Raw genomic sequence first — 10,859 nt, forward strand, 5'->3', positions numbered from 1 at the left:
ACTTTTAACATTCTATTTTTTTTACAGTTTTTCAATTGTAATATATAATGATATGTAATGTTTTTAGAATTTTTAGTTTATAAAGAGAGGATTGTAGGAGGAGGAGAAAATTGTTTAATTCAAAGTCAATGCCGGCTATAAAAATGATCCTTTCGATGTCTATTTTCGGATCGATTGGATTTTTTTCAATACAAACGGGTTTACCTTCTTTTGAATTGGTATTTGTTCGCTGTATTTGTGCGACTTTATTTTTAACTTTATGTTGGATTGTAACAGGGCAATATAAAGAGGAGAAATGGAATAAAAAAGAAGTAATACAAATACTGGCTTGCGGCGTATTTCTTGTTTTTAACTGGGTGTTTTTATTTAAAGCGTTTGAATTGATGTCTATTACAATTGCGATTTCTGTTTATCATCTTGCGCCTATAATTGTATTAATAATTGGTAGTATCGTATTTAAAGAGAGACTTACAGTATTTGCTGCTATGTCTATTATTATTTGTTTTATCGGTACAGTTTTAGTAGCGGGTGTAGATGGAAGTGTATCATTAGAGAAATTAATGTCATCTGGAATGATTTGGGCACTTCTCGCAGCTTTATTTTATGCATTTACAACTTTATTAGGGAAAGGAATCAGGCATACGAGCGCATATGCAATGACATTTGTGCAAACGTTCCTAGGGATATTTCTATTATTACCATTTGTAGACTTTGGAGCATTTCAAGGATTAACACAAAGTAATTGGATTGCGATTACAGCAACAGGACTCATACATACAGGATTTGTATATTATTTATTTTTTGATAGTTTAAGAGATTTACCGACAAGACTTATCTCTGTATTAGTCTTTTTAGATCCAGGTGTGGCGATTTTATTAGATACAGTATTTACTGGGTTCAGGCCGACTAGCATGCAGGTTGTAGGCATTATTCTTATATTTGTAGGAATGGCGTTAACGTTTTGGAAACCGAAGAATGAAGAAATAATCGTGAATGATAAAGCTTATTCAGAGTTTTAAGCTATAGAAACTGGAAATTTGAATGGAATACACTTGTAATATGCTCATCCTCTAAATAAGGTAATTATGAATTGTCGTTTGAGGGAAGACTGGAAATAAAGTGAATTCAAAATATATATCAAAATATAAGGAATGTAAAAAGTGCAAATGTATAAAATTTGTGCTTTTTTTGATGGGAATAATTATTTTACAGTAACTTTATTATCAACGAGATGTACAAAAAATCATGTGAAATATGATTCACAAAGTTGTCAATTATAAGTGGAATAAGCATATTGTTACTTGTTTGTAATTTCTGTATATTATAAAAAACGCATGTTTCAGGGAGAGGATTCGATGAAGAAAAGATTTTTTAAAATAGCAACAGCATTAACAATTATGGGTGGGATTGGATTAAGTGCGGAAAGTACGACAGCACATGCTGAAGGAATCGTAAAGCAACAACAAGCTAATTCTGTTGTATTCAATGATGTACCAAAAGGGCATTGGTCATCTGACGCAATTCAAGAGTTAGCAGATTGGGGAATTATTAATGGTTACGGAAATGGCGTGTTTGGTTTTGGGGATAATGTAACACGTGAGCAAGTAGCTGCGTTAATTTACCGTACTTTTGATATTGAAGAACAAGACGAGTATGAAAATCCATATGGCGATATCGTTGACGAAAATTCAACAATGTTCCTGGAAGAAATATTAGCATTAACCGAGTTAGGAATTTTCACTGGTGATGAACAAGGAAACTTTAGACCGAAAGATACTTTAACACGTGCGGAAATGGCACAGATTATTACAAGAGCATTTGATTTAGAAGTGAAAGGAAACCCAGGATTTAAAGATGTTCCAGAAGGATATTGGGCATACGATGCAATTCATGCAGTAGGATCAAATAGTATTGCTGAAGGTGTTGGGGAAGGGAAATTCGCTCCGCACATGAAGGTAACACGTGAACAGTATGCTAAGTTTTTATATAAAGCAATCTTAAATGATGAGTCTCAACAATAATTTGTAAAAAGACTGGTGTATAACATGATATTATCCCCTTTAGGTAGACAGTGTAAAAAGACCATGTACATACATGGATGTTACACTATTACTTGGAGGGGATTTTTCATGGCTAAAAAAGGTTCAACATTCAATGCATATTCAGAAGAATTAAAGTTATCAGCTGTTCAAAGTTATTTAAATGGAGAAGGAAGCTACGATATGATAACGGAAAAATATCAGATTAAGAGCCCTACCCAACTGAAAAATTGGGTAAAAAAATATAAAGAATGCGGTGAAATTAAAGATACACGTGGGAAGAATAATGGAATGAAAGGTATTCCAAATCCTTTAAAAGGGAAACGTGTTCATTTCAACACTGTTGAAGAGGAGCGGGATTACTATAAGGCACAGGTTGAATATTTAAAAAAGCAATATCCAAATCTGTAAATGGAGGCGTACTAAAATATAAAGAGAGATATCGGATCATTGAATCATTAAAAAGGAAATATCCAATTATATGGCTTACTAAATTTGCAGGTATACATCGGTCAAGCTACTATAAGTGGATTCATACGAAATTGGTTAAAAACATGCGACTAGAATCGGATCAACAATTAAAAAAGGTAATAAAATCTATCCACTTAAAGCACAAGGAATATGGCTATCCACGTATGAAAATTGCTTTACAAGAAGAGGGTTATTTTGTGAATCACAAAAAGGTCTATCGCTTAATGAGTGAACTCAACATGCAATCTATTATTCGAAAGAAGCGACGCTTCTTTAAAGGAGAGTATTCCAATACCTTTCCAAATGTTTTAAACCGTAAATTTAAAAACCGCCAACAAAATGAAGCGCTCGTTACCGATATTACCTATCTACGATTCCAAGAGGGGTTCCGTTATCTTTCTGTCGTACAAGATCTTTATAATAACGAAGTTGTTTCTTGGAAAATTTCTAAGCGCAATGATAATGAACTTGTATTAGATACAATTGAAATGTTGGCGCAAAAAAGAGATGTGCGTGGAACTATTCTCCATTCAGATCAAGGGTTCCAGTACACATCTCATGCCTACAACAAACGACTTTTAGATTTAGGTATCATTGGCAGCCACTCTCGCAAAGCAAACTGTCATGATAACGCCTGTATCGAGTCATTTTTCTCCCATTTAAAATCGGAGATGTTGTATTTGCATCATTTTAAAACAGAAACAGATTTAATACAAGCAATTGAGGAATATATTTATTTTTATAACTATAAACGGTTTCAAAAACGACTCAACCATCGAGCTCCGATAGAATATCGACTCTCAATGGCTGCTTAGTCTTTTTTAATACTGTCTACTTGACAGGGATAAGACCATAACACCGGTCTTTTTTGTTTTATTCAGTGAGAAATAGTGATAAGAAGTATAGATTCATAAAAAAATAAGTTAAATTTTCAAAAAAAACTTCCTTTTCTGAAGATTTGTTATATAATATAAAACATAAAATCAAATCTGTTATAAAACAGTTTAAGAAGGGGATGCTAATATGTCGACGCAAACTTCACGAGTTACACTCGTTGGAGAAGTATTATCAGCATATAACGGAATTTTGACACCTGAGGCGCTTAGTTTCTTGAAAGAGCTACATGGAAATTTCAATGAACGTCGTATAGAATTGCTGCAAAGACGAGCGGAAAAACAAAAGAAAATTGATGCAGGAGAGTTTCCGGAATTTTTACAAGAAACAGCGTATATACGCGAGGGAGATTGGACAATTGCGCCGCTTCCACAAGATTTGGAAGATCGCCGTGTAGAAATTACGGGACCAGTGGATAGAAAGATGGTAATTAATGCTTTAAATTCAGGGGCACATCTTTTTATGGCCGACTTTGAAGATTCAAATTCGCCAACTTGGAGGAATGCGGTGGAAGGTCAAATTAATTTGCGTGATGCTGTTAAGGGAACGATCTCATATAAGAATGAAAAGGGAAAAGAGTATCGTTTAAATAGTAAAACAGCTGTACTAATTGTGCGTCCAAGAGGTTGGCATCTAGAAGAAAAACATATGCAAGTTGACGGAGAGAATATGTCAGGTAGTTTAGTGGATTTTGGTCTATACTTTTTCCATAATGCGAAAGAGCTGTTAGCAAAAGGAAGTGGTCCATACTTTTACTTGCCGAAAATGGAAAGTTATTTAGAAGCTAGACTATGGAATGATGTTTTCGTGTTTGCTCAAAAATATATGGGGATTCCAAACGGAACAATTAAAGCGACTGTACTACTTGAAACAATTCACGCTTCTTTTGAAATGGATGAAATTTTATATGAATTGCGTGATCATTCAGCTGGCCTAAATTGTGGCCGTTGGGATTATATTTTTAGTTTCTTAAAGAGTTTTCGTAATCATAATGAATTTTTACTTCCAGACAGAGCGCAAGTCACGATGACAGCGCCGTTTATGCGTGCGTATTCTTTGAAAGTAATTCAAACATGCCATCGCCGTAATGCGCCAGCAATTGGTGGAATGGCAGCGCAAATTCCGATTAAGAATGATCCGGAAGCAAATGAAGCGGCATTCGAAAAGGTGCGTGCTGATAAGGAACGTGAAGCTTTAGATGGACATGATGGGACGTGGGTTGCCCATCCGGGACTCGTACCAGTTGCAATGGAAGTATTTAATCACATTATGAAAACACCGAATCAAATCTTTAGAAAGCGTGAAGAAATTCATGTAACAGAAAAGGATTTATTAGAAGTACCGATGGGAACGATTACAGAAGAGGGCCTTCGCACTAATATTAGCGTCGGTATTCAGTATATTGCGTCATGGTTAAGTGGCCGTGGAGCAGCTCCAATTTATAACTTAATGGAAGATGCGGCGACAGCGGAAATTTCAAGAGCGCAAGTATGGCAGTGGATTCGTCATGAAGGCGGAAAATTACAGGATGGTCGTAACATTACTTTTGAATTGATGGAAGAATTGAAAGAAGAGGAACTAGCGAAAATAGAAAGAGAGATTGGTAAGGAGCAATTTAAGGAAGGTAGGTTTGAAGAGGCAACAACATTATTTACGAACCTTGTTCGTAATGATGAGTTTATACCGTTTTTAACATTACCGGGTTATGAAATTTTATAAAAAAGGAAAAGGGGATGGAACATATGAAAAGCGAAAGAATTGATAAATTACAAGAAAGCTGGGAGCTAGATACGCGTTGGAAGGGGGTAACACGTCCATATTCTGCTGAAGATGTAATTCGTCTGCGCGGATCTATTGATATTGAACATACGTTAGCGCGCCGCGGTGCGGAGAAGCTTTGGGAATCACTTCATACAGAAGATTATATTAATGCGCTTGGTGCCTTAACAGGAAATCAAGCGATGCAACAAGTAAAAGCTGGTTTAAAAGCCATTTATTTAAGCGGATGGCAAGTAGCGGCTGATGCCAACCTTTCTGGACATATGTATCCAGACCAAAGTTTATATCCAGCGAACAGTGTACCGGCTGTTGTAAAAAGAATTAATCAAACGCTTCAACGTGCAGATCAAATTCAACATATGGAAGGCACTGGTGATACAGATTATTTCGTACCAATTGTAGCAGATGCTGAAGCTGGGTTCGGCGGACAGTTAAACGTATTTGAGTTAATGAAAGGAATGATTGAAGCTGGCGCGTCAGGTGTGCATTTTGAAGACCAATTATCTTCAGAGAAGAAATGCGGACATTTAGGCGGAAAAGTATTATTACCGACGCAAACAGCGGTGCGTAATTTAATTTCTGCAAGGCTTGCTGCGGATATAATGGGTGTGCCGACAATTATCGTTGCAAGAACAGACGCTGATGCGGCAGATTTAATTACGAGCGATATCGATCCGGTTGACCAAGAGTTTATTACAGGGGAAAGAACACCTGAAGGATTTTACCGCACGAAAGCAGGTCTTGATCAAGCGATTGCACGTGGCTTAGCATATGCTCCGTATGCAGATCTTGTTTGGTGTGAAACATCTGAGCCAAATTTAGAAGATGCAAAACGTTTCGCAGAAGAAATTCATAAGAAATATCCAGGGAAATTACTAGCTTATAACTGTTCACCTTCATTTAATTGGAAACAAAAACTAGATGAAAAAACAATTGCGAGCTTCCAAAAAGAAATCGCATCATACGGTTATAAATTCCAGTTCGTAACACTTGCTGGATTCCATGCATTAAACTACGGTATGTTTGAATTAGCACGTGGCTATAAAGAACGTGGCATGGCAGCGTATTCTGAATTACAACAAGCAGAATTCGCAGCGGAAAAACATGGCTATTCTGCAACGCGCCACCAACGCGAAGTTGGAACTGGTTATTTTGATGAAGTAGCACAAGTCATTACAGGTGGTACTTCATCTACGACGGCGCTAAAAGGCTCTACAGAAGAAGCACAGTTTACGAAATAAGAAGAGAGGCAGGTGTCTATAACAGGCACCTGTTTATTATTTAAAATATCCAATCGAATATCGTATAAATACCAATTAAAGCACACAAAATCAGCGAAATGAACACGGACAGACATCCGAAAAGAATCAGTTTGTCTTGCCACGTTTCTTCAATTTCTTCAGTTATTGTTTCTTTAACTTTTTTCTGTAAAGGAGAGAGAGTATGCTCAGGATATAACTCTTTAATAAGTTCACGATCTCCTTTAAATTTTAAGGCTCTTACTATGTGATAAGGATCGTTTCCCATCGACTTTTCAAATTGAAGACATGCTTCCTGCATAATAGATGTTTTATGCTCTTCAAGATACCAATATCGTCCGGCCATTTCGGGATATTGTAATTTGTAATAAATATCCCCGAGACTTTTCCGAAGCTTTAATTCATTAGGATAAGTAGCGATTAACCCGTGTAATCTATCTCTCGCTTTTCCTAAATTATTGTTTTCAATATCCTTTTTGATTTTTTTTAATGTTTTTTCAGGAATTTCCTGTGTCATATATTTCTCCTTTTGAAAGATTATATTAAGAGCATATCTTTTTTTATTAGGGTATAACTAAGAGTCTATTTTATAAGAAATACTAAAAATTAGAAAATTTAATTTCAAAAAAGATTGTACATTCTTTTTTTTGTGTGCTATGATGGTGTCAGTTGAATAGTTAAATTAAGCAATCCATATATTATCAAGTGCTGAAAACGAACGAGAAAAAGTATGTGAGAACTAGTTTATGTTTCGTATTTGATAATGTGTGGATTCTTTTTTTATACAGGAAAACTAAAAATTTGTATTTTCTTAGGAGGAAATAATCATGGCAGTAACAGGACAAGTAAAATGGTTTAACAACGAAAAAGGCTTCGGTTTCATCGAAGTTCCAGGCGAAAACGACGTATTCGTACACTTCTCTGCAATCGAAACTGAAGGTTTCAAATCTTTAGAAGAAGGTCAAAAAGTTAGCTTCGAAATCGAAGAAGGTAACCGTGGACCTCAAGCTAAAAACGTAATCAAACTATAATTTTATAGTTGATGATGGGAAAAAGGATGGCTTATGCCATCCTTTTTTTTGTTCATTTTAAAAGCATATATTTAGAATACTGCTTCTTTTAATCTTCAACGATATAAATATATGTGTGCTATTCTTTTATTGCTTTCTTTTTTTCTTTGCGACTACATTTAGGACACTTAGATTTACGAAACGACGTGGTAAATAGTAATAAAATACAAAATAACCCGATGAGAATACTTGCTGAATTTTTTATAATAACAATGCCGCTATTTTTCATGTGGATTGTTGGTGGTTCATGTTTCTTCTCCATGCTAAACCTCCATTTATCAAATTTATATTTATTATAGCAAAGTTAGTTGCTGCAAATCATGCTATATTCTTTTGGATGAAATGATACAAGAGGGCTGTAGCTCTATTTATTGTTTCTCGCATGTTGAAACAGAAATTATATGTCAAAAATTTTAGGAATTATAATTGTTTGTAAAAAATAAGGGAATGTAAACTATTTCATTTTTACAGATGATACAATTACTCATGCAGCTGCTACTATAATGAAAAATCGTAAAGGAGATCATAGAATATGGAGAATAAAGCAGAACGTTATGTCGAAAATTATGTTGTAAACAAGAAAACGATGGCCTTACTTCCTGTTATTCTAGGTGAAAAAACGGTTGTGACACGAATAGTTGAAATGGCAGATTCATTTTTCGTATTTCAAAAACCTCTTGATATTATAGAAAGAAGTTGTCGCAAACACGGGTCCAGTTTTTTGGGTAGAAAAGAAGGAACAAAAGAGTTAACTCATATTACGCATAAAGCACCTATTGCTATTAGTCCGACGGATCAGCTTTATTTTTTCCCTACGTATTCTTATTCTAGAAAAGAATGCGCGTGGTTATCTCATTTTTATATTGAAAGTAATAAAGAACTAACAGATGGAAATCTTATTATTCGATTTATAAATGGCTTCGCCGTGAAATTAGAAATATCAAAGAGTAGCTTTGAAAATCAACAAAATCGTACGGCGAAATTACGAACTGAATATGAAGACCGTAAAGAGAAGCAAGGAAGCCCTCGTTTCAAAGAAGTTGATAAACAGGATGAATCGAAATTAAAGCCAGCATATGAGAAAGTGTATTTTGTAAAAGAAGAGGATATGTAATAGTGAAAAGGATGGGAGAGCCCATCCTTTTCTTTTTATTCATATGTAACATCCTGTCAAATATTGATAGATTATCATACGTAAATAATGAAGGATTTCGAACGATAGATATGGAAACTTAATAATTACATCTCCATATGTCGTATCTACCATTTCCTCTTTCGTATAAGCAATGGTACAGTAGGGGTAGTAATTAGAGAAAAGGGGCAAATTGTAGAATGGATTTTCAAACAATCAAAGAGTATTTTTCAGCAGAAAATATGGATCAAATTGTTGAGAGCTACCGGGCGTTTGGACCGATTCTTGGTATTGGTTTACCGATGGTAGAGGCACTTATTCCAGCATTGCCGCTCATTGTGTTTGTGTTGGCGAATGCTGTTGCATTTGGTTTTTGGCTTGGTTTTCTATATTCATGGCTTGGATCAGTTATCGGGGCGTTACTCGTATTTCTCATTATCCGCCGCTTTGGACGGAGTCGTTTCTTTTCTTTTGTAAATAAGCATCCGAAAGTACGTAAGGCGATGGGGTGGATTGAAAGAAAAGGGTTCGCACCTATATTTGTTATATTTTGTTTTCCATTTACTCCATCTGCACTCATCAATGTTGTAGCTGGTTTATCTCGCATTAGTGTTAAGCAATTTGGGCTAGCATTAGCGTTTGGAAAACTTGTTATGATTTTTATTTTAACTTATATCGGCCATGATTTAACTTCGTTTATTCATAAACCAGTGAAGTCCATTATTGTTGGCGTTGTTATTTTTATTTTATGGTATGTCGGTAAAAAAATTGAAGTAAAGCTAGAACTATACTAAGACTAGACTAGTCTTCTTTGAAAATGCAGCTCCATTATTAAAGGGTGAGGGGAGAAGCGGATGAAGAAAGCTTTGAAAAAAGAAGGCCTAGAGTGGATGCGAACAATTTTAATAGGGGTGCTATTAGCTGTATTTTTTCGAACGTTTTTCTTTTCAACGTACGTTGTAGAAGGAAAGTCAATGATGCCGACATTGCAAGATGGAAATATGCTCGTTGTGAATAAGGTAAGCTACCAAGTTGGGGAGTTAAATAGATTTGACGTTGTTGTGTTTCATGCGAATAAAAAAGAAGACTATGTAAAACGAATTATCGGCTTACCTGGTGATAAAATCGAATATAAGCATGACAAACTATACATAAACGGACAATTCATTGATGAACCTTATTTGGAACCGTATAAGAAGCAAGCGAAGGGTCGGCAGTTAACGGGAGATTTCACGTTAGAAGAGTTAACGGGAGAGATGGTTGTACCGAAGGGGCATGTTTTTGTAATCGGTGATAACCGCCTTGGTAGTTGGGATAGTAGACATTTCGGTTTTGTAAAAGCAGATACAGTTGTCGGTAAAGTTGATTTGCGATATTGGCCGATTCAGGAAGTGCAGGTGAACTTTTCGAAAGGCTAATAAAATTTTACTTTACCACGCCCGATTATGTTTCTTATTGAGAAAAAAAGAAAAAGCCCTACATATTGGAGCTTTCATGTTATCGTTAACGTACCTAAATTATTGTTGCACATGGAATCCCCTTTTCATGTGCTTTTTTTGTTTTATAAGTTAATAATGATCTTTTTCTTACTCCAGAAGTTAGGTGTAAATTGTAGCTTTAACTTTTCTCCAACAGGTTGTTCGAAAGCAATAGATCCTGTTACTTGTCCATTCGGTGCTAATTGACCAGAGTTTAAAGCTGTATTTTGATTAACGGTTGAAAATGTCATTCTAGTAATATTTCCTTTACTATTTCTCATCTCAAAATCTAGTGGACTATACGGTATATCCTCTTTGCTACCGTTATAAATGTTTACGGATACAATGACAAATGCGTTTCCTGGTCTCGGCTTATCAAATTCTCCACCAGCCGATTTCTTTACATCTGTAACAGTAAGTCTATGATCACCTAGTTTGATAGTTTCTCCAATAGAGTGCTCTTTTTTTACATCCTTTTCAGCATCTTTCACTTCTTGTCCTTCTGTTGTTACTTCTTGGATTGTATATTTTGTTTTTGGATCACCAAATATAAGAATCATGACTAAGAATGTTACAATAGCTCCAACAATTACGATAGCTCCCCATCCAAAATATTCCCAAACCTTTGACTTCGTTTCAGTATCCATCCCTAACTCTTCCTTTAATATATTTAAAGTGCGATAAATAAATAACATCAAATTCCCCATTATTTGTGTATGTGCTGTTTTAGAATATAT

General features: G+C 35.3%; 12 protein-coding genes. 9 read left to right on the top strand and 3 right to left on the bottom strand.

Going from position 1 to position 10,859, the window contains the following annotated elements; all coding sequences use genetic code 11:
- Nucleotides 1-110 precede the first annotated feature (110 nt).
- From DJ93_RS18330 to aceA, 5 genes are all read left to right on the top strand, one after another.
- Nucleotides 111-1,019: a DMT family transporter gene (locus DJ93_RS18330; protein ID WP_042982407.1), complete on the top strand. Its 909-nt coding sequence runs from the start codon at nt 111-113 to the stop codon at nt 1,017-1,019.
- Nucleotides 1,020-1,355: 336 nt separating this feature from the next.
- Complete coding sequence (locus DJ93_RS18335) at nt 1,356-2,021, top strand: S-layer homology domain-containing protein (protein WP_042982408.1); 666 nt, start codon at nt 1,356-1,358, stop codon at nt 2,019-2,021.
- A gap of 108 nt (nt 2,022-2,129) precedes the next feature.
- A protein-coding gene (locus DJ93_RS32295) for an IS3 family transposase (RefSeq protein WP_117288021.1) occupies nt 2,130-3,325 on the top strand; the annotation gives its coding sequence in 2 pieces (ribosomal slippage) (nt 2,130-2,436 and nt 2,436-3,325; 1,197 coding nt in all).
- 208 nt (nt 3,326-3,533) lie between these two features.
- Nucleotides 3,534-5,123: a malate synthase A gene (gene aceB / locus DJ93_RS18350; RefSeq protein ID WP_042982409.1), complete on the top strand. Its 1,590-nt coding sequence runs from the start codon at nt 3,534-3,536 to the stop codon at nt 5,121-5,123.
- A 23-nt stretch (nt 5,124-5,146) separates the two neighbouring features.
- Nucleotides 5,147-6,424 carry an isocitrate lyase gene (gene aceA / locus DJ93_RS18355; protein ID WP_042982410.1) on the top strand — a complete coding sequence of 426 codons (1,278 nt, stop codon included), beginning with the start codon at nt 5,147-5,149 and terminating at the stop codon, nt 6,422-6,424.
- Between the two features lie 40 nt (nt 6,425-6,464).
- Here aceA and DJ93_RS18360 read toward each other — a convergent pair whose 3' ends face one another.
- Nucleotides 6,465-6,959, bottom strand: a complete 495-nt coding sequence (locus DJ93_RS18360) for a DUF6584 family protein (RefSeq protein WP_042982412.1) — start codon at nt 6,957-6,959, stop codon at nt 6,465-6,467.
- Between the two features lie 310 nt (nt 6,960-7,269).
- On the opposite strand from DJ93_RS18360, the gene cspA reads away from it, so the two are divergent.
- Complete coding sequence (gene cspA / locus DJ93_RS18365) at nt 7,270-7,473, top strand: RNA chaperone/antiterminator CspA (protein ID WP_000301522.1); 204 nt, start codon at nt 7,270-7,272, stop codon at nt 7,471-7,473.
- A gap of 118 nt (nt 7,474-7,591) precedes the next feature.
- Here cspA and DJ93_RS18370 read toward each other — a convergent pair whose 3' ends face one another.
- A complete protein-coding gene (locus DJ93_RS18370; RefSeq protein ID WP_042982414.1) occupies nt 7,592-7,774 on the bottom strand; it encodes a hypothetical protein in 183 nt (60 codons plus the stop codon).
- A 270-nt stretch (nt 7,775-8,044) separates the two neighbouring features.
- Here DJ93_RS18370 and DJ93_RS18375 point away from each other — a divergent pair, with 270 nt between their 5' ends.
- From DJ93_RS18375 to lepB, 3 genes are all read left to right on the top strand, one after another.
- Complete coding sequence (locus DJ93_RS18375; RefSeq protein ID WP_042982415.1) at nt 8,045-8,626, top strand: competence protein ComK; 582 nt, start codon at nt 8,045-8,047, stop codon at nt 8,624-8,626.
- Nucleotides 8,627-8,844: 218 nt separating this feature from the next.
- Nucleotides 8,845-9,438, top strand: coding sequence for a TVP38/TMEM64 family protein (locus DJ93_RS18380; protein ID WP_042982416.1), 594 nt, complete (start codon nt 8,845-8,847; stop codon nt 9,436-9,438).
- A 60-nt stretch (nt 9,439-9,498) separates the two neighbouring features.
- Nucleotides 9,499-10,062 (top strand): signal peptidase I, encoded by a 564-nt coding sequence (lepB, locus tag DJ93_RS18385; protein ID WP_042982417.1) that lies wholly within the window; start codon nt 9,499-9,501, stop codon nt 10,060-10,062.
- A 143-nt stretch (nt 10,063-10,205) separates the two neighbouring features.
- On the opposite strand, the gene DJ93_RS18390 is transcribed toward lepB, so the two are convergent.
- A complete protein-coding gene (locus DJ93_RS18390; protein WP_042984251.1) occupies nt 10,206-10,769 on the bottom strand; it encodes a DUF4352 domain-containing protein in 564 nt (187 codons plus the stop codon).
- Nucleotides 10,770-10,859: the final 90 nt, after the last annotated feature.

It is taken from the genome of Bacillus clarus (genome assembly GCF_000746925.1).
GTDB lineage: Bacteria > Bacillota > Bacilli > Bacillales > Bacillaceae_G > Bacillus_A > Bacillus_A clarus.

What these genes read in the sequence shown, in the direction of transcription:
- DJ93_RS18335 (WP_042982408.1), top strand. Translation starts at nt 1,356, where the DNA reads ATGAAGAAAAGATTTTTTAAAATAGCAACAGCATTAACAATTATGGGT.
- aceB (WP_042982409.1), top strand. Translation starts at nt 3,534, where the DNA reads ATGTCGACGCAAACTTCACGAGTTACACTCGTTGGAGAAGTATTATCA.
- aceA (WP_042982410.1), top strand. Translation starts at nt 5,147, where the DNA reads ATGAAAAGCGAAAGAATTGATAAATTACAAGAAAGCTGGGAGCTAGAT.
- DJ93_RS18360 (WP_042982412.1), bottom strand. Translation starts at nt 6,959, where the DNA reads ATGACACAGGAAATTCCTGAAAAAACATTAAAAAAAATCAAAAAGGAT.
- cspA (WP_000301522.1), top strand. Translation starts at nt 7,270, where the DNA reads ATGGCAGTAACAGGACAAGTAAAATGGTTTAACAACGAAAAAGGCTTC.
- DJ93_RS18370 (WP_042982414.1), bottom strand. Translation starts at nt 7,774, where the DNA reads ATGGAGAAGAAACATGAACCACCAACAATCCACATGAAAAATAGCGGC.
- DJ93_RS18375 (WP_042982415.1), top strand. Translation starts at nt 8,045, where the DNA reads ATGGAGAATAAAGCAGAACGTTATGTCGAAAATTATGTTGTAAACAAG.
- DJ93_RS18380 (WP_042982416.1), top strand. Translation starts at nt 8,845, where the DNA reads ATGGATTTTCAAACAATCAAAGAGTATTTTTCAGCAGAAAATATGGAT.
- lepB (WP_042982417.1), top strand. Translation starts at nt 9,499, where the DNA reads ATGAAGAAAGCTTTGAAAAAAGAAGGCCTAGAGTGGATGCGAACAATT.
- DJ93_RS18390 (WP_042984251.1), bottom strand. Translation starts at nt 10,769, where the DNA reads ATGGATACTGAAACGAAGTCAAAGGTTTGGGAATATTTTGGATGGGGA.